This window comes from Pseudomonas sp. SK3(2021) (assembly GCF_016772375.1).
Lineage (GTDB): Bacteria > Pseudomonadota > Gammaproteobacteria > Pseudomonadales > Pseudomonadaceae > Aquipseudomonas > Aquipseudomonas chlororaphis_I.
The window spans coordinates 5151216-5173401 of the sequence record NZ_CP061943.1 but is presented as its reverse complement, the minus strand read 5'-3'; the positions used below and the strand labels follow the sequence as shown (position 1 = coordinate 5173401).

Genomic DNA, 22186 nt, shown 5'->3' with positions numbered 1-22186 from the left:
CCATGCTCAGCGACTTTCGTAATCGCCTGCGTCAGCAACCCGGCAAACAGGCACCGGCAGAGACGCAACAAGCGCCTCTGGACGGCAAAGAGTGCGCCAGCGTACTCATGGCCTGGGAGGCCAGTGTGCCGGACCTGCTCTATGAAACCAGGACCAAGCTCGGCACGATGGAGGCCGAGTGGCGGGAAAAAATCTACCAGCAGTTGCTCAAGGTCATGGACCTGTCGCTCCTCGATTCCCTGGAGCCGGCCGAGGCCGGGCGGCAGATCCGCGACATCTGCCAGCGCCTGCTCGATGAGCATTCGGCGCCGGTCAATGCCAGCAGCCGCCAGTTGATCCTCAAGCAGATCGCCGACGAAGTGCTCGGCCTCGGGCCTCTGGAACCGCTGCTGAACGACCCGAGTGTGTCCGACATCCTGGTCAACGGTCATGCCTCGGTGTACGTCGAGCGCTTCGGCAAGCTGCAACGAACGGATGTGCGTTTTCGCGACGACCAGCACCTGCTGAATATCATCGATCGCATCGTTTCCAGCCTGGGGCGGCGCATCGATGAGTCCTCGCCGCTGGTGGACGCTCGCCTGAAGGACGGCTCGCGGGTCAACGCCATCATTCCGCCGCTGGCCATCGACGGGCCGAGCATGTCGATCCGCCGCTTCGCCGTGGACTTGCTCAACACCGAGAGCCTGGTGCAGATGGGCACCCTGACCCCGGGCATCGCGCTGATGCTCAAGGCCATTGTCCGCGGCCGGCTGAATGTCCTGATCTCCGGAGGGACCGGCAGTGGCAAGACCACCATGCTCAACGTGTTGTCCAGTTTCATTCCGCACAACGAGCGGATCGTGACCATCGAGGACTCGGCCGAGCTGCAACTGCAGCAGCCCCATGTGGTGCGCCTGGAAACCCGGCCGTCGAACATCGAGGGCCGTGGCGAGGTGGGCCAGCGGGAACTGGTGCGCAACAGCCTGCGTATGCGGCCGGACCGCATCGTGATCGGCGAGGTGCGTGGCGCCGAGGCGCTGGACATGTTGACGGCGATGAATACCGGCCACGACGGCTCGCTGACCACCATCCACGCCAACACCGCCCGCGATGCCCTGGGACGGATCGAGAACATGGTGTCGATGACGGGGGCGACCTTTCCGATCAAGGCCTTGCGTCAGCAGATCGCTTCGGCCATCGGTGTGGTCATCCAGCTGGAGCGGCAGGAGGACGGTACGCGGCGGCTGGTCAGCGTGCAGGAAATCAACGGCATGGAAGGGGAAATCATCACCATGACCGAGATCTTCGCTTTCGTGCGCAGCGGTCTGGGCGAGAAAGGCGAGGTACTGGGCGAGTTCCGCCCCACGGGCATGGTTCCGGCGTTTCGCGATGTGCTGGCCAAACGAGGCATCGAGCTGCCGCTCAGCCTGTTCCGGCCAGACTGGATGGAGGGCTAGTCATGAATCAGATTCCCAGTGAATTTATCCTGGCGTTTCTCGGCATGGTGTTCACCGCCATATTCCTGCTCAGCCAGAGCCTGACGGTGCCGGTGTTCGGCGAGGCCGGCAAGGTGCGCAAGCGTATTCGCAGTCGCCTCGACCTGTTGGAGCGGGCCAGTAACTTGGAGAACATGCAGTTGGTACTGCGCCAGAAATACCTGCGTCGCCTGTCCCCGCTGGAGGCGCGTCTGGAGCAGTTGCCGGCGATGGAGGCCCTGGCGCAGATGATCGAGCAGGCCGGACATGAATACCGTGCCTATCGAGTACTGTTGCTCAGCCTGGTCCTGATGCTGGCGGCGGGTATGCTGCTGTGGCTGTTCACGCAATTGTGGTGGGTGGCACTCCCGGCGGCGGCTGCGGCCTTCTGGCTGCCAGTGCTGAAAATCTCCCGGGACCGCAACAAACGCTTTGCCCTGTTCGAGGAGCAGTTGCCGGATGCACTGGATGCCATGTGCCGGGCGCTGCGTGCCGGGCATCCGTTCAACGAAACCCTGCAATTGGTGGCCGACGAGCACAAGGGGCCGGTTGCCCACGAGTTCGGCCTGACCTTTGCCGACATCAACTATGGCAACGATGTGCGTCGGGCCATGCTTGGCCTGTTGGAGCGCATGCCGAGCATGACCGTGATGATGCTGGTGACCACTGTGCTGATCCATCGTGAGACAGGCGGCAACCTGACGGAGGTGCTGGATCGTTTGAGCAGCTTGATTCGTGGCCGCTTCCGCTTTCAGCGCAAGGTCAAGACGCTCTCGGCCGAAGGGCGCATGTCGGGCTGGATCCTGGTGGCGATGCCTTTTGTCCTGGCGGCGGGGATTGTGCTTTCGAGCCCGACCTATCTGCCTTTGCTCATCAACGAATCATTGGGACGCAAGATGGTGCTGGGCGCGTTCGTGGCGATGCTGGTGGGAATCTTCTGGATACGCAAGATCATCCGGATTCAGGTGTGAACACAATCACTCGTAGGGGGTGAGGTCATGGAGTATCTACTGAGTCTGATCAAAAGTGTGGTCGGTAACGAACAACTGGCACGCCTGCTGTTCGCCGGGGCCATCGGCCTGAGTGTGGTACTGGCCGTGACGACCCTGGTGTTGCTGGTGCAGGGGCTGCAAGACCCCGTGCACCGTCGTCTTCTGCTGATCAAGCGCGGCCATGGCGGCGATGGTCACCGGCAAGGGGCGCCGAGCAACCTGCAGTTGATGCTGGAGCAGGTCGGCCAGCGTTTTGTCTCCGGTGAGCAAGAGCAAGCCTCGGCAACCCGGACCTTGCTGACCCATGCCGGCTTTCGCTCCCCGGCCGCTGTCCAGATGTACTGGGCGGTGCGCCTGTTGACGCCGTTGGCATTGGTGGCGCTGGCGGTCCTGGCGCTGCCGCTGATACCGAAGATATCGCTGCTGCTGGGGATGGGGCTGGTGGTCCTGGCGCTAGGGGTAGGCTGGCTGGTACCGGCCATCTATGTCGACAGCCGCAGGAACGCGCGGATGACCCGTTTGCTCGTCGCCTTTCCGGATGCCCTGGACTTGATGGTGGTCTGCGTGGAGTCAGGCCTTGCCTTGCCCCAGGCGATCGAGCGGGTGTCGGAAGAGATAGCGGTCAGCCAGCCTGACCTGGCCATGGAGCTGGCACTGGTCAACTCCGAGATCCGCGCCGGGATTCCCAGTACCGAAGCGCTCAAGCATCTGGCCGAGCGTACCGGGCTGGAGGACATTCGCGGGTTGGTGAGCCTGTTGGCGCAGAGCATTCGCTTCGGGACCAGCGTGGGGACGACCCTGCGTATCTATGCCGAGGAGTTTCGTGACCGGCGCACCCAGCAGGCCGAAGAGAAAGCCGCGAAAATCGGCACCAAGCTGGTGTTTCCGCTGATCTTCTGCCTGTGGCCAAGCTTCTTTCTGGTAGCCATAGGACCGGCGATCATCGGCGTGTTCAAAGTATTCGGGAAGTTATGAAAGAGGGGAGGGGCAAGGGCCATCGGCATGGATGGCATTGCCCCCTCTGAACGGAACGCCATCGCGACCTGTTGTCACTTTGAACCACCTGAACCACCCGAACCTACGTACTCCTTGTAGTACTCGGGGATCGGGTGTTTGTAGTTGTCCAGCCAGCGCTGCAGGGTCAGTTCCCGTTCGCTGGGCGAGGCGTTCTGCGGGATGGGCGACTTGACCTGGTTACGACTCTGCAGCAACAGCCAGGTTTCAGTCGACTGTTGCGACAGGGATGCCGGGCCGGGTTCGATAGCCTGGGTCACCAGCGGAAGAAGCAAGAGTCCCAGGCAGCTAAGCGTTTGGTATTTCATCACTACCTCTGCGTTATTGGTTGATTGACACTCGATGGCGACGAGTCCGTGGCAGTGACTGCCTGACCGTTAGCTGCCTTCTTCGTCGCGTTCCTGAGTTTTTCGGCGCGCTCCTTGGCGCTGGTGACTTGTTCGGGCTTCAGCCCGGCACGATTGACCAGGTCCGAGGCCTGTTTCCAGTTGCCCTGATAAATCAGCAAGGTCACCAGGTTGAGGGTTGCCAGCTGGTTGTCCTGTTTCAGCTCCATGGCCGTGATGAACTCAAAGCGGGCTTGCCTGGTATCCCCCTGGTTGAGGTAGACCACCCCCAGGTCGTTGCGGATTTTCTCGTCGGTGGGGGACAGGCGCGCCGCGCGTTTCAGATGTTCCAGGGCCAGAGCATTATCGTTGCGCGACGCTGCCAGTTGGCCCAGGCCATGCTCGCCTTCGGCGGCCAGGCAGGTGCTGAGCAGGCTGCGGTACAGCGGCTCGGCCTCGCTTTGGCCGAGCTGGCGATAGATTTTGGCCTTGCGCATGCGGACCTGTGCCAGGTCTTCCGGCAGGCGTTGCAGATTGGCCAGGCCGGCATGCAGCTTGCCTTCGCCGATCATGTCGTCGGCCAGGCTCAGTGACAGTTCCTGGTCCGAATCCAGCTTGCTGCATGCCTGCTTCGACCAGGCACCGCCGCCGTTCGTGGCGCAGCCGCCAAGCATGAGCAGCCCCAACGCAGCAATGACTACTTTCATTTTTCGCTCCTGGAACAATCCGTTTGTCGAGGAATGGCCAACACCGGACTTGCCGAGTCCGGTGCCATCGAGCCCGAGCGTGGCCAGCAATGAGCCAGGACCCTGGTTCATTGCGACAGCCCGCTGGCGGCCTGGTCATAATTGCCGTTTTCCAGGAAGTACAGACGGAACCAGTTCGGGTCGTAGTTGCGCAGTGGCTCGCCAGGCAGCACCGGCAGCTTGGCGTTGACCGCCAGCGGTTGCACCAGATGCGGGGTGACGATCATCAGCAGTTCCTTCTCTTCGCGCCGGATCGAAGAGTCACGGAAAAATGCCCCCAGGATCGGAATCTCTCCCAGGCCGGGGAACTTGCTCACGGCCGAGGTATTGGTGGTGCTGATCAGGCCGCTGATCACGAAACTCTCACCGTCGGCCAGGGAGATGCTGGTGTCGGTGCGACGCACAACCAGGGCTGGCACTAAGATATCGTTGACGTTAATCCCGTTGGTGTAGTCCAGCTCGCTGACTTCCGGGGCGACCTTCAAGGCGATGCGGTCATTTCCGACTATCGTGGGGGTCAGGGTCAGGCGAATACCGAATTCCTTGTACTGGATGGTAATACTGTCGCTGCCGCTGCTGGGGACCGGGATCGGCACTTCACCACCGGCCAGGAAGCTTGCGCTCTGTCCGCTCAGTGCCACCAGGCTCGGACGCGCCAGGGTATAGGCAAACCCACTGCCTTCCAGGGCGTTGATCAGCCCCAGGACGTTACCGCCGCCAAAGCCGATATTAAACATGCCGTTGTTGAGCGGTATGTTCGGCCTGAGGCCACCGATATTGCCGGGCGTCACCGTCAGTTCCGGGGTGGTGCCCGGGGAGCTGAACAGGAAGTTACCGCTCTTGCCGAAGATCGAGGTGCCGGCCTCTTTCAGCTTGGTGCGGCTGACTTCGACAAAGCGGATATCGGTCTGCACCTGGCTGGCCAGAGACGGATCTTCGGAGGGCGGCAACAGCGAGCTCACCATCGAATGCGGGCCTTTGCCCTGGACGAACACCATGCTCTGGCGAGGTTCCTTGTCGCATGCCGTCCAGACCATCAGGCTGGTTGCGCCGGGCGCAATGCCCGTCAGCAGGTATGAGTCCCGCCCATTGAGATACACATCGGCAATTTTCGGGTCGCCCACGGCCAACCGGGTAATGGCAACGGGGGAGTGCATTATCGTCTGCTGGCCCTCTCCCACTTCCACCGTCGACGGCAGTGGCTGCAATCCTGCGCAGTTATTGGGTGCCGCCATGGCCATCCCGGTGGGGAGGCCAGCGACAATCAATGTCCACGCCACTCTCCTGAGCACCTGTACACAATCACTGTTCATGCACTGCTTCCTTGTTTGGGCTGGGTAAACCGCAAGGGCCGGTCAGCAGGGATCATTTCTCCGTCATCTGAACCAGAGCCCGCCAAGTGTTGCTGCAACCAACCAGCAGTTAGCTGTTTCTGTAACTGACGTTAGCGCAGAAAGATAAAATTGCTATGAAGTGTAAAAAAACGCCCTCTCGATCGAGGGGATTCAGCGCCGGCCGGGATTCGCCTGCGTGTAATGCTCATAAATGGTGCAAGTGCGCATTGCGCGTCACTGAACCGTTTGCGCTGTGGGCGCTTCTGCCGAGGCGGCAATTCGCGGGCTTTCGTGCCCCTTGGCCGATGCCCGCTCCGTGCCGGGCGAGCCGTGTGACGCAGGTCAGAATCATCTTTTACATCAAGGGGATATTCTGTAGCCTTGCGCAGTTTCAACGCTGCACCTACCTGATGAATACTCACTCTCCCGGCGGTACCCTCAACGGGTCCGGAGCCGGGTGTATACTCGACTTTCGCGCATAAGCGCCCGCAGGTCTTGCGATCATGACGCACATTTCCGAACGCCTTCTGGTTCAGGCCCACCTTGACGCCAAGCAGCCCAAGCCGCTGACAGCTGCGGAGGAAGCCCATTACCGTGCCGCGATTGCTGCCGAGCTCAAGGCTCAGGACGCCGTGCTGGTGGCTCACTTCTACTGTGACCCGGTGATTCAGGCCCTGGCCGAAGAGACCGGCGGCTGCGTGTCCGATTCCCTGGAAATGGCCCGTTTCGGCAACGCTCACCCGGCCAAGACCGTGGTGGTCGCCGGGGTCAGGTTCATGGGCGAGACAGCGAAGATCCTCAACCCCGAAAAGCGGGTGCTGATGCCCACCCTGGAGGCCACCTGTTCCCTCGACCTGGGGTGCCCGGTGGAAGAGTTCTCGGCGTTCTGCGACCAGCATCCGGAACGCACCGTGGTGGTCTATGCCAACACCTCGGCAGCGGTCAAAGCCCGTGCCGACTGGGTCGTGACCTCCAGTTGCGCCCTGGAAATCGTCGAAAGCCTGATGGATAACGGCGAGACCATCATCTGGGGGCCGGACAAGCATCTGGGCACCTACATTCAACGCCAGACCGGTGCCGATATGCTGCTGTGGGACGGTGCCTGCATCGTCCACGAAGAGTTCAAGTCCAAGCAGTTGGAGGACATGAAGGCGCTCTATCCCGATGCGGCCATTCTGGTCCACCCGGAATCGCCTGCCTCGGTGATCGAACTGGCCGATGCGGTGGGTTCCACCAGCCAGCTGATTGCCGCCGCGCAACGTTTGCCGAACAAGACGCTGATCGTGGCGACCGACCGCGGCATCTTCTACAAGATGCAGCAGCTGTGCCCGGACAAGGTGTTTATCGAGGCGCCTACGGCCGGTAACGGCGCGGCTTGCCGCAGCTGCGCCCATTGCCCTTGGATGGCCATGAACACCCTGGAGCGCACCTTGCAGTGCCTGCGTGAGGGCAGCAACGAGATATTCGTCGACCCGGCGCTGATTCCCCAGGCCATTCGCCCGCTCAAGCGCATGCTCGATTTCACTCAGGCCGCGCGGATGAAGCTGGCGGGCAATGCCTGATCGCCTTCGACAAGCGCCTGGAAAAACGCCCCGACATTCGGGGCATTAATGAGATGGTCACCCCCACACCCTGCGAGGGCTACGCTTTCGCAGGGTGTTTTGTTTTCGGAGGCCATCCTCATGAGCGAGTCAGCGCTGATCGGAATCGATCTCGGCAAGCACAGTTTCCACCTGCACGGCCAGGACACTGCGGGCCGAGAGGTGTTTCACAAGAAGCTCTCGCGTCCACAGATGATGCAGTTCTTCGGCAATCTGCCGGCTTGCACCGTGGTGATGGAGGCATGTGCCGGCGCGCATTTTGTCGCTCGTCAGCTGATCGCCATGGGGCATCAGGCCAAACTGATTTCTCCGCAGTTCGTCCGGCCCTTCGTCAAGGGCAACAAAAACGACTTCGTCGACGCCGAGGCCATTTGCGAAGCGGCCTCGCGCCCATCGATGCGCTTTGTTACGCCTAAAACCGAGGCGCAGCAGACCCTTTCCGTTCTGCACCGCCTGCGCGAATCGCTGGTGCACGACCGCACCAAAGCCGCCAATCAGATGCACGGTTTCCTGCTGGAGTTTGGTATCAGCCTGCCCAAAGGTCTGGCGATCATGAAACGTTTGGCGAGTATCTTGGCCGAGCATGAGTTGCCGGTTCGGCTCACCGGGCAGTTGCAACGCCTGCACGATCACTTCGCTTACCTGGATGAGCAGGTCAAGGAACTGGATAAAGAGCTGGCAGGCCAGCTGGCCGCCGATGATCTGGGCAGTCGCCTGCTGAGCCTGCCGTGTGTCGGGCCGATCACCGCCAGCCTGCTGGCGGTGGAAATGGGCGACGGCCAGCAGTACAAGTGCAGTCGCGACTTCGCAGCATCTGTGGGTCTGGTGCCCAGACAGTACAGCACCGGTGGCAAGGCGAATTTGCTCGGCATCAGCAAGCGCGGTGACAAGCACCTGCGGCAATTACTGGTGCAGTGTGCGCGGGTCTACCTGCAAAGGCTGGACTACCAGCGCGGCCGTTTGGCCGACTGGGTACGCTCAATGCTGACGCGACGCCACTCGAACGTGGTGGCCTGTGCTTTGGCTAACAAGCTGGCGCGGATCGCGTGGGCGCTAGCGGCCCACCATACGCAGTATGAAGCAGGGCCAGGCGCGCTGAGCGCCTGACCCTGCGGTTGTTGCAGCACCACGAAGCACCCTTCAGGTTTTGCGATAGCTGAACAACGGATGACGTGAACGGCCCACCGGCCTGACGAAGAACCTGGCACAAAAATCGGCTTCAGAAGCCGAGGCATTTTTCAGGATCGTCAGGCGCGACTCTCATCGTGGCGCGGGGCATGCCCCCAAACAGACGCCGGATAGATTTAAGCAAGCCAACCACTTCACCCATTGATCAGTATTGCAAAAACGGGGGTGACCATAGATTTTCTGAGCGGCGGATTATTTTTTCTGTTTGGGAATGCGCACGATCTGGCTGGACGAGTAGATGTCGTGCCAGCTGCGCTTCTGCTTGTCTACCAGGACCCAGATGAAACCCAACCCGGCGCATAGCCAGGAAGCGATCGAGACCATGAAGCGCAGGAGGGCCTGCCACAGGCTGATACTGCTGCCGTCGGCGTTCTGTACACGAATGCCCCAGACCTGCATGCCCAGAGTCTGGCCGGAATGGGTCCAGAACTTGGCGAAGAAGGCGAACAGCACGAACAGCAGGACGGTCGAGTAGAGCGGATCACCGTCCAGGGCGCCGGACTCGGTCAGGGTACGCATCCGGGTTTCACCGAGGATCTGCAGCTGGATGAACTTGTAGATGCCGCCCGTGACGATCAGCAGTGCGGTGCACAGCAGGAAATCGTAGAACATCGCTGCCAGGCGACGGCCCAGGCCCGCGGCGGGAAAATCGCCCCGGGGGGTTAGCAGGTGCTTTGGCATCACAGGCCTCTTGATCGAAGAAAGAAGCCATTTTACGGAATTGCGCGCACAAAAAAGCCCCTGATGTCAGCATCAGGGGCTTTTTCGTTACAGACGATCAGCCTTCGGCTTGAACTTCGTCAGCCTGCATGCCTTTTTGGCCCTGCACAGCGATGAAGGTCACTTTCTGGCCTTCTTTCAGGCTCTTGAAGCCGTTGCCCTGAATAGCGCGGAAATGCACGAACAGATCCGGACCGCTTTCTGGAGTGATAAAACCAAAACCTTTCTCGTCGTTAAACCACTTGACGGTACCGCTCTGACGTTGGGACATTTCTTATTTCCTTTGACGCTAAAAAATTAATGACAGTCTCTTTCTCATGAAGGAGTACTGGGCTGGGTTGCAGGAAAGTAAGAGACGTCGAACGGGTTGTAGCAAACTTGTTGGCTACTGCCCAGGTCACGATTCCAAGCGACCCATGCAAACACAGTGGGGAAACTCTACGCCAACTATGGGAGAAAAAACAAGCCCTGCGAAACCCCGGTTTTCCTCAGCTTGCGGCTGTTTGCCGGAACTAGGCGTCTGGGCTTATTCGATAGAGTTGTTCAATTGTTTTCAACTGTTATAAGGCAAGTTCAATATCGAAAATGTGCACTGTTTTATGGCGGTTGCGTTACAGATTAGTGCACTTTTAACGCAACCGCGTTACTTATAGAAACAGTTGATCAACCGCGATAGTAGCGTTGTGCAACGAATGGCATTTTGCTTACAAGCATTGGCACCTTTTTCCCACGAACAATTGCCCAAACTGGCGTATCGAGTGCGACATAAGCGCTATCGATGTAACCCATGGCCAACGGACCGCCCAGGGTCGGACCAAAACCGCCGCTGCAGACACTGCCGATCACCTCGCCCGCTTCGTTGACGATCTCGGCGCCTTCACGCACCGGTGTGCGTTCCTGGGGCAGCAGGCCCATGCGTTTGTGCTTCACGCCATTGAGTTGCTGGGCGAACACCTGTTGCGCGCCAGGGAAACCACCGGCCCGCGCGCCATCGGCACGACGTGGCTTGGAGATGGCCCACAGCAGGCTGGCTTCGATCGGGGTGGTCTGGCTGTTCATGTCATGGCCATACAGGCACAGGCCGGCTTCCAGGCGCAGCGAATCCCGTGCGCCGAGGCCGATCGCGGCCACTTCCGGCTCGGCCAGCAGGGCGCGGGCCAGGGTTTCGGCGTCGGCCGCCGGCACCGAGATTTCGAAACCGTCTTCGCCGGTGTAGCCCGAACGGCTGACAAAGCAGTCCACGCCCAGCAGCTTCACACGGGTGAATTGCATGAACGTCATCTTCGCCACTTCCGGCGCCAGGCGCGCCAGCACGGTGACGGCCGCCGGGCCTTGCAGGGCGAGCAGGGCGCGCTCCTCGAACAGCGGCTCGATGCTGCACGCCTGGCCAATGTGCTGGCGCAGATGGGCCAGGTCCTGGTCCTTGCAGGCGGCGTTGACCACCAGGAACAGTTCGTCGTTGCCCAGGTTGGCGACCATCAGGTCGTCGAGGATGCCGCCGTTTTCATTGGTGAACATGGCATAGCGCTGCATGCCCACGGGCAGGTCGATGATGTCCACCGGCACCAGGGTTTCCAGGGCCTGGGCGGCATTGGCACCGGTCAGGCGGATCTGGCCCATGTGCGAGACGTCGAACAGGCCGGCCTGCTCGCGGGTGTGCTGGTGTTCTTTCATCACGCCCAGCGGGTATTGCACGGGCATGTCGTAACCGGCGAACGGCACCATGCGCGCGCCGAGTTCGAGGTGCAGCGAATGCAGCGGGGTCTTCAACAGTGTTTCGGTGGACATGTTCAGCTCCTGGGTAAACGTGAGATGCGTGGGTGCCTGCATCAGCACTCGATGATGTTGACTGCCAAACCGCCGCGGGCGGTTTCCTTGTATTTGCTTTTCATGTCGGCGCCGGTCTGGCGCATGGTGCGGATGACCTTGTCGAGGGAGACGAAATGTTGCCCGTCGCCACGCAGGGCCATGCGCACGGCGTTGATCGCCTTGACCGAACCCATGGCGTTGCGCTCGATGCAGGGCACCTGCACCAGGCCGCCGATCGGGTCGCAGGTCAGGCCGAGGTTGTGTTCCATGCCGATCTCGGCGGCGTTTTCCACTTGCTGCACCGTACCGCCGAGCACTTCGCACAGGGCGCCGGCCGCCATCGAGCAGGCTACGCCGACCTCGCCCTGGCAGCCGACTTCGGCGCCGGAGATGGAGGCGTTTTCCTTGTAGAGAATGCCGATGGCAGCGGCGGTCAGCAGGAAACGTACCACCCCGTCTTCATTGGCGCCGGGGATGAAGCGCATGTAGTAGTGCAACACCGCCGGGATGATGCCGGCGGCGCCATTGGTGGGCGCGGTGACGACGCGCCCGCCGTTGGCGTTTTCTTCGTTGACCGCCAAGGCATACAGGTTGACCCAGTCCAGCACCGACAAGGAATCGCGCAAGGCCGCCTCGGGGTGCTTGCACAGCTGGCGATGGAGGGCGGCCGCGCGGCGCTTGACCTTCAGGCCTCCCGGCAGGATCCCTTCGTTGCGGCAGCCGGCATCCACGCAGTCCTGCATCACTTGCCAGATCTTCAGCAGGCCGGCGCGGGTTTCCGCTTCCGGTCGCCAGGCGCTTTCGTTGGTCAGCATCACCTGGCTGATGGACAGGCCATAGGTGGTGCAGTGACCGAGCAAGTCCTTGGCGCTCTTGAAGGGGAAGGTCAGCTTGGTGGTGTCTTCGACGATGCGGTCGGCCCCCGCAGCGTCCTCGTCGACCACGAAGCCGCCGCCCACCGAGTAGTACTCGCGGCTGCGGATCTGCAACCCGGCGGTATCGAAGGCACGGAAGATCATGCCGTTGGGGTGGTAGGCCAGGGGTTTGCGGATCATGGCCAGGTGTTCTTTCTCGTTGAACGCGATGACGTGTTCGCCGAGCAGGGTCAAGCGTGCGCTGCTGCGTATTTCCTGCAGGCGCGCGGCGATGTTCTCGGTATTCACGGTATCCGGGTGTTCACCTTCCAGGCCCAGGAGCACAGCCTTGTCGCTGCCGTGGCCCTTGCCGGTGGCGCCGAGCGAGCCGTACAGCTCGACCTTGACGCTGGTGGTGGCGCCCAGCAACCCGTCACGCCGCAGGCCTTCGACGAAGCGCGCGGCCGCGCGCATCGGGCCAACGGTGTGGGAGCTGGAGGGGCCGATGCCAATCTTGAACAGGTCGAACACGCTCAAGGACATGTTGGTTCTCCGGTTTCTTATTGTGTTGATCGGCACGCACGGTGTTCTGTAGGAGCGAGCTTGCTCGCGATAGACGTGAGCGATGGCGCGAAGCCCTTGAAGCTGCACAACACTCTCAGGCTCATCGCGAGCAAGCTCGCTCCTACAGGTATACGCAGAAACCCTGGGAGCGAGGCTTGCCCGCGATGGACGGCGATGCCGTCTTAGGCGTCCTGATAGCTTTCGATCGACGGGCAGGCGCACACCAGATTGCGGTCGCCGAACACGTTGTCGACGCGGCCGACCGGAGGCCAGTACTTGCCTTCGATCAACGAGGCCACCGGGTACACCGCCTGTTCACGGCTGTAGGGGTGCGACCACTCGCCAACGATTTCCGCTGCGGTGTGCGGGGCGTTTTTCAGCGGGTTGTCGTCCTTGTCCAGGCTGCCGTTTTCCACCGCGCGGATTTCTTCGCGGATGCGGATCATGGCGTCGCAGAAGCGGTCCAGCTCTTCCTTGGACTCGCTTTCGGTCGGCTCGATCATCAGGGTGCCGGCCACTGGGAACGACATGGTCGGGGCGTGGAAACCGAAGTCGATCAGGCGTTTGGCGACGTCGTCGACGCTGATGCCGCTGCTGTCCTTGAGCGGGCGCAGGTCGAGGATGCACTCGTGGGCCACCAGGCCGTTGCTGCCGGTGTAGAGCACCGGGTAGTGCTCTTCCAGGCGACGAGAGATGTAGTTGGCATTGAGGATCGCCAGCTGCGAGGCACGCTTGAGGCCTTCGCCACCCATCATGCGGATGTACATCCAGGTGATCGGCAGGATGCTCGCGCTGCCGAACGGTGCGGCGCAGACCGCGCCTTCCTTGCGTTCCATGGCCGCGTGGCCAGGCAGGAACGGCGCCAGGTGCGACTTGACGCCGATCGGGCCGACGCCCGGGCCGCCACCGCCGTGGGGAATGCAGAAGGTCTTGTGCAGGTTCAGGTGCGACACGTCGCCGCCGAACTTGCCCGGGGCGCAGAGGCCGACCATGGCGTTCATGTTGGCGCCATCGATGTACACCTGGCCGCCGTTGTCATGAATGATGCCGCAGATTTCGCGGATGCCTTCCTCGAATACGCCGTGGGTCGACGGGTAGGTGATCATCAGCGCGGCGAGGTGCTCGCGGTGCTCGATGGCCTTGGCCCGCAGGTCTTCGATATCGACGTTGCCACGGGCGTCGCAGGCAGTGACCACCACGCGCATGCCGGCCATGTTGGCGGTGGCCGGGTTGGTGCCGTGGGCGGACGAAGGGATCAGGCAGATGTCGCGACGGTCGTCGCCCCGGCTCTGGTGATAGGCGCGAATGGCCAAGAGGCCGGCGTATTCACCCTGGGAGCCGGCGTTCGGCTGCAGGGACACCGCGTCGTAGCCGGTGGCGGCGCAGAGCATGGCTTCCAGTTCGGATGTCAGTTGCTGGTAGCCGGCGCTTTGCTCGGCCGGGGCGAACGGGTGCAGGGCACCGAACTCGGCCCAGGTGATCGGGATCATTTCGCTGGCGGCGTTGAGCTTCATGGTGCACGAACCCAGCGGGATCATGGTGCGATCCAGGGCCAGGTCCTTGTCCGCCAGTTTGCGCAGGTAGCGCATCAGCTCGGTTTCCGAGTGGTAGCGATTGAACACCGGGTGGCTGAGGATCGCCGACTGGCGCGCCAGCGGCGCCGGGATACGGCTTTGTACCGTGCTGGCCAGCGCGGCGAAGTCCGGCAGCGCCTGACCGTCGGCCAGCAGGCTCCACAGGGCTTCTACATCGGCCTGGCCGGTGGTTTCATCGAGGGACAGACCCAGGCGCTCGGCGTCTATCACCCGCAGGTTGATGCGCTGGGCGCGGGCCTTGTCGTGCAGCGCCGAAGTGCGCGCGCCGGTGTGCAGGGTCAGGGTGTCGAAGAAGCTTTCCTGCTCGACCTTGATCCCCAGCTTGCTCAGGCCCTGGGCCAGGATCGCGGTCAACTGGTGGATGCGCCGGGCAATCCGGGTCAGGCCTTTGGGGCCGTGGTACACGGCGTACATGCTGGCGATGTTGGCCAGCAGCACCTGGGCGGTGCAGATGTTGCTGGTGGCTTTCTCGCGACGGATATGTTGCTCGCGGGTCTGCATCGCCAGGCGCAGCGCCGGCTTGCCGAAACGGTCCACGGACACCCCGACCAGGCGGCCCGGCATATCGCGCTTGAACGCGTCCTTGGTGGAGAAGTAGGCCGCATGCGGGCCACCGAAGCCCAGCGGCACGCCGAAGCGTTGGGCGCTGCCGATGGCCACGTCGGCGCCGAATTCGCCCGGCGGGGTCAGCACGGTCAGCGCCAGCAGGTCGGCGGCGACCGCCACCAGGGCATTGGCGGCGTGGAAGCGCTCGGTCAGCTCGCGGTAGTCGAACAGGTCGCCATGGCTCGCCGGGTATTGCAGCAGGGCGCCGAAGAACGGGCTGACGTCGGTCAGTTTGCGCTCGTCGCCGACCACTACGTCGATGCCCAGCGGTTCGGCACGGGTGCGCAGCACGTCGAGGGTTTGCGGGTGGCAATGGCTGGAGGCGAAGAAGGCGTGGCTGCCCTTGTTCTTGCTCAGGCGCTTGCAGAAGGTCATGGCTTCGGCGGCGGCGGTGGCTTCGTCGAGCAGGGAAGCGTTGGCGATCGGCAGGCCGGTGAGGTCGCTGATCAGGGTCTGGAAGTTCAGCAGCGCTTCCAGGCGGCCCTGGGAGATTTCCGGCTGGTACGGGGTGTAGGCGGTGTACCAGGCCGGGTTTTCCAGGAGGTTGCGCAGGATCGGCGACGGCGTGTGGCAGTTGTAGTAGCCCTGGCCGATGTAGGTCTTGGACAGCTGGTTCCTGGCGGCGATGGCCTTGATCGAGGCCAGTGCGTCGGCTTCGCTCTGCCCGGCGGGCAGGTCGAGGACGCTGGTGCCCTTGATGCTGTCGGGGATCACGCTGGCGCTCAGGGCTTCCAGGGAATCGAAGCCCAGGCTGTTGAGCATGGCTTGCTCGTCGTCCTGGCGCGGGCCGATGTGGCGCGCGATGAATTCGTTGGCGGTGCTCAGGTTGACTTGAGTCATGGCGGCTCCTCAGGCGTCGGCGTTGGCTTTGATCAGGCGGTCGTAGGCGTCCTGATCCAGCAGTTGGCCGACAGCGGCGGCATCTGCGGGAATGAAACGGAAGAACCAGCCGTCGCCCAGCGGGTCTTCGTTGACCAACTCGGGGCTGGCGTCCAGGGCCGGGTTGGTTTCCACCACTTCCCCGTCCAGGGGCATGTACACGCCGCTGGCGGCTTTTACCGATTCCACGGTGGCGGCTTCGGCGCCCTTGTCGTAGGCCTGCAGTTCCGGCAATTGCACGAACACCACATCGCCCAGGGCGTCTTGCGCGAAAGCCGTGATGCCGACGGTAATGCTGCCATCGGCTTCGGTACGCAGCCATTCGTGATCTTCAGTAAAACGCAACTCGCTCATGGAAACTCCTCAAGGGGCCAGATTCGTCTGGTGGACGCGATTGAATGCTCGTGCAGGGCCGAGCTGAATGGATAAGTCCTTAGCAAAAATGCGGCCAATGTTTTTTAGTTGTTATTAATCAATGAGTTATGTGTTTTTAATGTTGAGCGAAGGCCTCCGGCTGTAGCGAAATCGCTACGGCTGGAGGGGCAGGGAAAAGCCTATGGGGATCAAAGCCTTGCGTAGCGCCGATTACAATCGACTGTATCGATATCGTTCCGCTGTAGCGCTTTCAGTACAGGTGGAGGTCGCTTTCAGGTGCGGCTATGCCACTTGTAGCCGCTGCCGCAGGCTGCGATAAGGCCGAAGGCCTTCGCGATCTTGAGATCTTGCGCTCCCTGCGGGAGCGATCGCAGCCTGCGGCAGCGACTACAACATCAAAAGCCGCGGCGGTTCAGGGCTTGTTGGGGATGCCGTACTTGCGCAGGCGATGGGCGATGGCGGTGTGGGAGGTCTGCAGGCGGCTGGCCAGCTGGCGGGTCGAGGGATAGTTGACGTACAGGCTTTCCAGCAGCGCCTTCTCGAACGCCTCGACGGCCTGTTCCAGGCTTTCGACTTCGGTGTCGTTCTGGCGCGCCACCGAGGTGCCGGCGATATCCAGGTCGCCGATGTCCACCAGGCTGCTTTCGCAGATTGCCGCTGCGCGGAAGATCACGTTCTGCAGCTGGCGCACGTTGCCTGGCCAGCGGTTGCCCAGCAGCGCCGGATAGGTGCCGGGCGCCAGGCGACAGACCGGGCGCTGGATCTGCGCGCAGGCCTGCTGCATGAAATAGCGCGCCAGCAACAGAATGTCCTGGCCGCGCTCGCGCAGGGGCGGTACTTCCACATTCAGCACGTTGAGGCGATAGAACAGGTCTTCGCGAAAGCTGCCCTCGGCGACCATCTTTTCCAGGTCGCGGTGGGTGGCGCTGAGGATCCGTACATTGACCTTGATCTCACGGTCGCCCCCCACCCGGCGAAAGCTGCCGTCGTTGAGGAAACGCAGCAGCTTGGCCTGTAGGTAGGGCGACATTTCGCCGATCTCGTCGAGAAACACCGTGCCCTGGTTGGCCAGCTCCATCAGCCCCGGCTTGCCGCCGCGCTGGGCGCCGGTGAAGGCGCCGGGCGCATAGCCGAACAGCTCGCTTTCGGCGAGGTTTTCCGGCAGGGCGGCGCAGTTCAGCGCGAGAAACGGTGCGCCGTGTCGCGCACTGATGGCGTGGCAGGCCCGGGCCACCAGTTCCTTGCCGGTACCGGTCTCACCCTGGATCAGCAGCGGCGCATCCAGCGCGGCGACGCGCTGGGCGCGGGCCTTGAGGGTGCGGATGGCCGGGGAGTCGCCGAGCAGGGCATCGAAGCCTTCGGCATGGTCGTGGTGCAGGGCCGACAGGCGTTCGCCGATGCGATTGGGCTGATACAGGGTCAGCAGCGCGCCGGCATCGGTGATCGGCGTGGCGTCCAGCAGCAGGGTCTGGCCATTGAGGGTGATTTCCCGCAGGGGCAGGCGAAAGCCCTGTTCCAGCAGGGTTTCCAGCAGCGCCGGGTCGTCGAACAGCTCGGCCACGCTTTCCCCGGCCGGCTCGCGGCCATACAGGGCAATCAGCGCCGGGTTGGCCAGCAGCACCTTGCCAGCGCTGTCCAGGGCCAGCACCGGGTCGGTCATCGCCGCCAGCAGGGCGTCGAGCTGCAGGTGGCGGCGCTGGCCGGGCAGGATGTCGACCACCGTCACCGCCTGCACGCCGCGCACGCTGAACAGCGCGTCGCGCAGCTCTTCCAGCACCTGTGGGCTGAGGGTCGGGGCGTCGATGTAGACGTTGGGCGGCACCATTTCCACCGCATCCAGGTTGAGGTTGCGCCCACCGAGCAGGGCCAGGACTTCCTGGGTGATACCGACGCGGTCGATAAAGCTGACGTGGATGCGCATGGGGCGGACAAGGTTTCTGCAAAACGGAGGGTGGCAAGTATGCCTTGGCGGACGCTGTTTGGTGAAATTCGCCGTGTTGCCACACCACCCTTGTAGGAGCGAGCTTGCTCGCGATGAACCCAAGCACGCCGCGGCGTATCAGGCTGCCCGCGTCATCGTTGACGATGATCGCGGGCAAGCCTCGCTCCTGCAAGCAAGCGGGCAGGGAAGCCCGCGACCCACGGGCTGGGGTCATTCGAGGTGTTCGGGGTTGACGGGGTCCCCGGATTTCACGTTCAACTGCACCCGCACATCCTCGAACATCGCGTCGTAGTATTTGTGCAGCGAACCGATGCTGCTCAGCGCCTTGGGAATCCCGTATTTCTCGGCGATTTTCGTCACGTTGCTGGCGAAGTTGTACGCCTGGTCCTTGGGCAGGAAGAACGGTTCATCGACCGTCTTGCCCTGAATCGTTCCGTGCATCTTGAACTGCATCCCTTTGCCTTCCTTGGGATCCTGCGCGACTTCGTAGTCGATACAGATGTTGTAGCTGACATCGTCCTTGTTCAGCGCGTGTCGCTCGATGTGCAAATGACCGGGTTCGAACTGGGCCATGGTTCTCTCCTTTCAAGGCATGGGAGAGGGGCAGGCCGGGAGCCTGCACCCTGAGTTTCTCTTATCGGTAGGTGATGCCCGGCTGGGCCGTGCTGATGCGCGTACCGGCCTTGCCCTGGACGATCGCTTCGATGTCCGAGAGTGAACCGATCACCGCGACCTTTCCAGTATGGCGGGCGAACTCGCAGGCCGCCTGGACCTTCGGTCCCATGGAGCCGGCGGCGAAGCCGAGCTTTTCCATTTCGTCCGGGTGTGCCTGGGCAATGGCTTTCTGCGACGGCTTGCCCCAGTCGATAAAGGCCGCGTTGACGTCGGTGGCGATCACCAGCAGATCGGCTTCCAGCTGCTCGGCCAGCAGCGCCGAGCACAGGTCCTTGTCGATCACCGCCTCGATGCCCTTGAGCTTGCCATCCTCGCCGTACAGGGTCGGGATGCCGCCACCGCCGGCACAGATCACGATGCTGCTCTTTTCCAGCAGCCATTTGATCGGGCGGATTTCAAAGATGCGCTTGGGTTTCGGGCTGGCCACCACGCGGCGGTATTTGTCGCCATCGGGGGCGATGGCCCAGCCTTTTTCCTTGGCCAGCTTTTGTGCTTCTTCCTTGCTGTAGACCGGTCCGATGGGCTTGCTCGGGTTCTGGAATGCCGGGTCCTTGGCGTCGACCTCGACCTGGGTCAGCAGGGTGGCGAAGGGCACTTCGAAGTCCAGCAGGTTGCCCAGTTCCTGTTCGATGATGTAGCCGATCATGCCTTCGGTTTCGGCGCCGAGCACGTCCAGCGGGTAAGGCGACACCGAGGTGTAGGCCGCCGCCTGCAGCGACAGCAGGCCGACCTGCGGGCCATTGCCGTGGGCGATCACCAGCTGGTTGCCGGGATGGATCTTGGCGATCTGTTCGGTGGCGATCCGGATATTGGCGCGTTGATTGTCCGCGGTCATGGGTTCACCACGGCGGAGCAGGGCGTTGCCGCCCAATGCGACGACGATACGCATAATGCATTCCTTCCTGAATTCGGTGATCCCGTGGGCGCGCGGCATGCCTGCGATCATGGGGTGTCAGGTATGACGCCATCGCGGGCAAGCCTCGCTCCTACAGGTCCCGGGAGATTGTCCCGGGCGTGGTGGTTACAGGTCGGCCAGGGTCGAGACCAGGATCGCCTTGATGGTGTGCATGCGGTTTTCCGCTTGCTCGAAGGCGATGCAGGCCGGCGACTCGAACACGTCGTCGGTCACTTCGATGCCGTTGGCCAGGTGCGGATACTGCTCGGCGATCTGCTTGCCGACCTTGGTATCGCTGTTGTGGAACGCCGGCAGGCAGTGCATGAACTTGGTCCGTGGGTTGCCGGTGGCCTTCATCAGCTCGGCGTTGACCTGGTACGGCAGCAGTTGCTGGATACGTTCGGCCCAGGCTTCCACTGGCTCGCCCATCGATACCCAGACGTCGGTGTGGATGAAGTCGACGCCCTTGACCGCGGCTTTCGGGTCTTCGGTCAGGGTGATGCGGGCACCGCTTTCTTGCGCGTATTGCTTGCAACGGCTGACCAGATCGTCATGGGGCCACAGGGCCTTTGGCGCGCAGATGCGCACGTCCATGCCGAGCTTGGCGCCCACCAGCAGCAGCGAGTTGCCCATGTTGTTGCGGGCGTCGCCCAGGTAGGCATAGCTGATGTCGTGGATCGGCTTGTCGGCGTGCTCGCGCATGGTCAGCACGTCGGCGATCATCTGGGTCGGGTGGTATTCGTCGGTCAGGCCGTTGAACACCGGCACCCCGGCGAACTTCGCCAGTTCTTCGACGATTTCCTGCTTGAAGCCGCGGTACTCGATGGCGTCGTACATGCGCCCGAGCACACGGGCGGTGTCCTTCATGCTTTCCTTGTGGCCGATCTGCGACGAGTTCGGGTCGATGTAGGTGACGTTGGCGCCCTGGTCATAGGCGGCGACCTCGAAGGCGCAACGGGTCCGGGTCGAGGTTTTCTCGAAGATCAGGGCGATGTTGTTGCCCTTGAGGTGCTGCTGCTCGGTGCCGGTGTACTTGGCGCGCTTGAGATCGCGGGACAGGTCGAGCAGATAGCGCAGTTCGCGCGCGGTGTGGTGTTCGAGGCTCAGCAGGTTACGGTTGTGGATATTGAAAGCCATGATGGATCTCCTTTCCCGACACTGTGAAAGCTACCGCAGGCTGTTCGCCTTCGGCGTTACGCTCGAAATACGGCGTTAAAAACAGGCTCGGGATGCTCATTTGCAACCCGTGGAGTCGAGTGCGGCTCCAACCGTTCCTCGCCTGTTTTTGCCTTGTCTTTCCTGCGCTCGCTACGCTTTCACAGCGTCGGGTAGTGGTTGATTAATTAGTAGTCGATCGGGTCGCGGATGATCGGGCAGGTCATGCAGTGGCCGCCGCCACGGCCCCGGCCGAGTTCGCTGGCGCTGATGGTGATCACTTCCACCCCGGCCTTGCGCAGCAGGGTGTTGGTGTAGGTGTTGCGGTCATAGCCGATGACCACGCCCGGTTCCAGGGCCACCACGTTGTTGCCGTCGTCCCACTGCTCGCGTTCAGCGGCGAAACTGTTGCCGCCGGTTTCCACCACGCGCAGTTGCTTGAGGTTGAGGGACTCGGCCACCACCTCGATGAACGATTTGTCCTCCCGTCGCACGTCCATGCCATAGGGCTTGCTGGTGTCGGGGCGGATGACGAACGGCACGATTTCCTTGACCACTTCCGGAAAGACCGTGACCAGGTCGCGGTCACAGAAGCTGAACACGGTGTCCAGGTGCATCGCTGCGCGGGATTTCGGCAGGCCGGCGACCACGACTTTTTCCACCGCGCCCTTGGCGAACAAGGATTGTGCAAGCTGGCCGATGGCCTGGCGCGAGGTCCGCTCGCCCATGCCGATCAGCACCACGCCATTGCCGATCGGCATGACGTCGCCGCCCTCGAGGGTGGCCTGGCCGTGATCCTTGTCCGGGTCGCCGTACCAGATCTCGAAGTCGGCGTGGGTGAACTCGGGGTGAAATTTGTAGATGGCGCTGGCCAGCAGGGTTTCCTGGCGCCGGGCCGGCCAGTACATGGGGTTGAGCGTCACGCCGCCATAGATCCAGCAGGTGGTGTCGCGGGTGAACTGGGTGTTGGGCAGCGGCGGCAGCAGGAAGCTGGAGTGGCCCAGGTAGTCGCGGTACATCTTGATCACGCTGGCGCCTTCGCTTTCCGGCAGGTCCTCGCCGGCCACGCCACCGATCAGGAACTCGGCCAGCTTGCGCGGCTCCAGGCTTTCGAGCCAGCTGCGTACTTCGTTGGTCAGGCCGACGCCGACGGTGTCAGGGGTGATCTTGCGATCCAGAATCCACTTCAGGGCTTCGGGGTTCTGCACCGTATCGGTCAGCAGGTTGTGCATTTCCAGGACTTCGACCCCACGCTCGCGCATTTTGGTGACGAAGTCGAAATGGTCGCGCTTGGCCTGGTTGACCCAGATCACATCGTCGAACAGCAGTTCATCGCAGTTGTTCGGGGTCAGCCGCTGATGGGCCAGGCCTGGGGAGCAGACCATGACTTTGCGCAGTTTGCCGGCTTCGGAATGGACGCCGTACTTAACTTTTTCCGTGGTCATTACAGGGATCCTCCAGA

At 62.3% G+C, this 22186-nt stretch carries 19 protein-coding genes; 5 read left to right on the top strand and 14 right to left on the bottom strand.

Features of this window, described 5'->3' with window-relative positions:
- The first annotated feature begins 2 nt into the window (after positions 1 to 2).
- Genes IF690_RS22700 through IF690_RS22690 form a run of 3 tightly spaced genes read left to right on the top strand, consistent with a single transcriptional unit; the run spans position 3 to position 3421 of the window.
- Positions 3 to 1436 carry a TadA family conjugal transfer-associated ATPase gene (locus tag IF690_RS22700; protein WP_202697469.1) on the top strand — a complete coding sequence of 478 codons (1434 nt, stop codon included), beginning with the start codon at positions 3 to 5 and terminating at the stop codon, positions 1434 to 1436.
- Between the two features lie 2 nt (positions 1437 to 1438).
- A complete protein-coding gene (locus IF690_RS22695; protein WP_023966848.1) occupies positions 1439 to 2425 on the top strand; it encodes a type II secretion system F family protein in 987 nt (328 codons plus the stop codon).
- Between the two features lie 27 nt (positions 2426 to 2452).
- On the top strand, positions 2453 to 3421 hold the full coding sequence (locus IF690_RS22690; protein WP_202697468.1) for a type II secretion system F family protein: 969 nt from the start codon (positions 2453 to 2455) through the stop codon (positions 3419 to 3421).
- A gap of 74 nt (positions 3422 to 3495) precedes the next feature.
- Here IF690_RS22690 and IF690_RS22685 read toward each other — a convergent pair whose 3' ends face one another.
- From IF690_RS22685 to IF690_RS22675, 3 genes are all read right to left on the bottom strand, one after another.
- Entirely contained in the window at positions 3496 to 3768 is a 273-nt protein-coding gene (locus IF690_RS22685) for a DUF3613 domain-containing protein (protein ID WP_062824881.1), read from the bottom strand.
- A 2-nt stretch (positions 3769 to 3770) separates the two neighbouring features.
- Positions 3771 to 4493: a tetratricopeptide repeat protein gene (locus tag IF690_RS22680; protein ID WP_202697467.1), complete on the bottom strand. Its 723-nt coding sequence runs from the start codon at positions 4491 to 4493 to the stop codon at positions 3771 to 3773.
- Positions 4494 to 4600: 107 nt separating this feature from the next.
- On the bottom strand, positions 4601 to 5845 hold the full coding sequence (locus tag IF690_RS22675) for a type II and III secretion system protein family protein (protein ID WP_202697466.1): 1245 nt from the start codon (positions 5843 to 5845) through the stop codon (positions 4601 to 4603).
- Between the two features lie 524 nt (positions 5846 to 6369).
- On the opposite strand from IF690_RS22675, the gene nadA reads away from it, so the two are divergent.
- Both nadA and IF690_RS22665 read left to right on the top strand, forming a co-directional pair.
- The gene (gene nadA / locus IF690_RS22670; protein ID WP_202697465.1) at positions 6370 to 7428 is read left to right on the top strand and encodes a quinolinate synthase NadA; all 1059 of its coding nucleotides are present in this window, start codon (positions 6370 to 6372) and stop codon (positions 7426 to 7428) included.
- A gap of 120 nt (positions 7429 to 7548) precedes the next feature.
- Positions 7549 to 8574 carry an IS110 family RNA-guided transposase gene (locus tag IF690_RS22665; RefSeq protein ID WP_202696683.1) on the top strand — a complete coding sequence of 342 codons (1026 nt, stop codon included), beginning with the start codon at positions 7549 to 7551 and terminating at the stop codon, positions 8572 to 8574.
- A 273-nt stretch (positions 8575 to 8847) separates the two neighbouring features.
- Here IF690_RS22665 and IF690_RS22660 read toward each other — a convergent pair whose 3' ends face one another.
- The 11 genes from IF690_RS22660 to arcA all read right to left on the bottom strand — a co-directional run bounded on the left by IF690_RS22660 (position 8848) and on the right by arcA (position 22169).
- The gene (locus IF690_RS22660; RefSeq protein ID WP_202697464.1) at positions 8848 to 9336 is read right to left on the bottom strand and encodes an RDD family protein; all 489 of its coding nucleotides are present in this window, start codon (positions 9334 to 9336) and stop codon (positions 8848 to 8850) included.
- 97 nt (positions 9337 to 9433) lie between these two features.
- Positions 9434 to 9646, bottom strand: coding sequence for a cold-shock protein (locus IF690_RS22655; RefSeq protein ID WP_007931076.1), 213 nt, complete (start codon positions 9644 to 9646; stop codon positions 9434 to 9436).
- A 392-nt stretch (positions 9647 to 10038) separates the two neighbouring features.
- Positions 10039 to 11163, bottom strand: coding sequence for a glycine cleavage system aminomethyltransferase GcvT (gene gcvT / locus IF690_RS22650; RefSeq protein WP_202697463.1), 1125 nt, complete (start codon positions 11161 to 11163; stop codon positions 10039 to 10041).
- A gap of 41 nt (positions 11164 to 11204) precedes the next feature.
- A complete protein-coding gene (locus tag IF690_RS22645) occupies positions 11205 to 12581 on the bottom strand; it encodes an L-serine ammonia-lyase (RefSeq protein WP_202697462.1) in 1377 nt (458 codons plus the stop codon).
- Between the two features lie 203 nt (positions 12582 to 12784).
- A complete protein-coding gene (gene gcvP, locus IF690_RS22640) occupies positions 12785 to 15643 on the bottom strand; it encodes an aminomethyl-transferring glycine dehydrogenase (protein WP_202697461.1) in 2859 nt (952 codons plus the stop codon).
- 9 nt (positions 15644 to 15652) lie between these two features.
- A complete protein-coding gene (gene gcvH, locus IF690_RS22635; protein ID WP_202697460.1) occupies positions 15653 to 16036 on the bottom strand; it encodes a glycine cleavage system protein GcvH in 384 nt (127 codons plus the stop codon).
- Positions 16037 to 16469: 433 nt separating this feature from the next.
- The gene (gene gcsR / locus IF690_RS22630) at positions 16470 to 17978 is read right to left on the bottom strand and encodes a transcriptional regulator GcsR (RefSeq protein ID WP_202697459.1); all 1509 of its coding nucleotides are present in this window, start codon (positions 17976 to 17978) and stop codon (positions 16470 to 16472) included.
- A 231-nt stretch (positions 17979 to 18209) separates the two neighbouring features.
- A complete protein-coding gene (locus IF690_RS22625) occupies positions 18210 to 18572 on the bottom strand; it encodes a DUF5064 family protein (RefSeq protein ID WP_202697458.1) in 363 nt (120 codons plus the stop codon).
- A gap of 61 nt (positions 18573 to 18633) precedes the next feature.
- Positions 18634 to 19563 carry a carbamate kinase gene (gene arcC, locus IF690_RS22620; protein ID WP_023966830.1) on the bottom strand — a complete coding sequence of 310 codons (930 nt, stop codon included), beginning with the start codon at positions 19561 to 19563 and terminating at the stop codon, positions 18634 to 18636.
- A gap of 132 nt (positions 19564 to 19695) precedes the next feature.
- Positions 19696 to 20706 (bottom strand): ornithine carbamoyltransferase, encoded by a 1011-nt coding sequence (locus tag IF690_RS22615; protein WP_202697457.1) that lies wholly within the window; start codon positions 20704 to 20706, stop codon positions 19696 to 19698.
- A gap of 206 nt (positions 20707 to 20912) precedes the next feature.
- Entirely contained in the window at positions 20913 to 22169 is a 1257-nt protein-coding gene (arcA, locus tag IF690_RS22610; RefSeq protein WP_202697456.1) for an arginine deiminase, read from the bottom strand.
- Positions 22170 to 22186 lie beyond the last annotated feature (17 nt).

Excerpts from the sequence above, each read along its gene's own strand:
- IF690_RS22700 (WP_202697469.1), top strand. The coding sequence starts at position 3 with ATGCTCAGCGACTTTCGTAATCGCCTGCGTCAGCAACCCGGCAAACAG.
- IF690_RS22695 (WP_023966848.1), top strand. The coding sequence starts at position 1,439 with ATGAATCAGATTCCCAGTGAATTTATCCTGGCGTTTCTCGGCATGGTG.
- IF690_RS22690 (WP_202697468.1), top strand. The coding sequence starts at position 2,453 with ATGGAGTATCTACTGAGTCTGATCAAAAGTGTGGTCGGTAACGAACAA.
- IF690_RS22685 (WP_062824881.1), bottom strand. The coding sequence starts at position 3,768 with ATGAAATACCAAACGCTTAGCTGCCTGGGACTCTTGCTTCTTCCGCTG.
- IF690_RS22680 (WP_202697467.1), bottom strand. The coding sequence starts at position 4,493 with ATGAAAGTAGTCATTGCTGCGTTGGGGCTGCTCATGCTTGGCGGCTGC.
- IF690_RS22675 (WP_202697466.1), bottom strand. The coding sequence starts at position 5,845 with ATGAACAGTGATTGTGTACAGGTGCTCAGGAGAGTGGCGTGGACATTG.
- nadA (WP_202697465.1), top strand. The coding sequence starts at position 6,370 with ATGACGCACATTTCCGAACGCCTTCTGGTTCAGGCCCACCTTGACGCC.
- IF690_RS22665 (WP_202696683.1), top strand. The coding sequence starts at position 7,549 with ATGAGCGAGTCAGCGCTGATCGGAATCGATCTCGGCAAGCACAGTTTC.
- IF690_RS22660 (WP_202697464.1), bottom strand. The coding sequence starts at position 9,336 with ATGCCAAAGCACCTGCTAACCCCCCGGGGCGATTTTCCCGCCGCGGGC.
- IF690_RS22655 (WP_007931076.1), bottom strand. The coding sequence starts at position 9,646 with ATGTCCCAACGTCAGAGCGGTACCGTCAAGTGGTTTAACGACGAGAAA.
- gcvT (WP_202697463.1), bottom strand. The coding sequence starts at position 11,163 with ATGTCCACCGAAACACTGTTGAAGACCCCGCTGCATTCGCTGCACCTC.
- IF690_RS22645 (WP_202697462.1), bottom strand. The coding sequence starts at position 12,581 with ATGTCCTTGAGCGTGTTCGACCTGTTCAAGATTGGCATCGGCCCCTCC.
- gcvP (WP_202697461.1), bottom strand. The coding sequence starts at position 15,643 with ATGACTCAAGTCAACCTGAGCACCGCCAACGAATTCATCGCGCGCCAC.
- gcvH (WP_202697460.1), bottom strand. The coding sequence starts at position 16,036 with ATGAGCGAGTTGCGTTTTACTGAAGATCACGAATGGCTGCGTACCGAA.
- gcsR (WP_202697459.1), bottom strand. The coding sequence starts at position 17,978 with ATGCGCATCCACGTCAGCTTTATCGACCGCGTCGGTATCACCCAGGAA.
- IF690_RS22625 (WP_202697458.1), bottom strand. The coding sequence starts at position 18,572 with ATGGCCCAGTTCGAACCCGGTCATTTGCACATCGAGCGACACGCGCTG.
- arcC (WP_023966830.1), bottom strand. The coding sequence starts at position 19,563 with ATGCGTATCGTCGTCGCATTGGGCGGCAACGCCCTGCTCCGCCGTGGT.
- IF690_RS22615 (WP_202697457.1), bottom strand. The coding sequence starts at position 20,706 with ATGGCTTTCAATATCCACAACCGTAACCTGCTGAGCCTCGAACACCAC.
- arcA (WP_202697456.1), bottom strand. The coding sequence starts at position 22,169 with ATGACCACGGAAAAAGTTAAGTACGGCGTCCATTCCGAAGCCGGCAAA.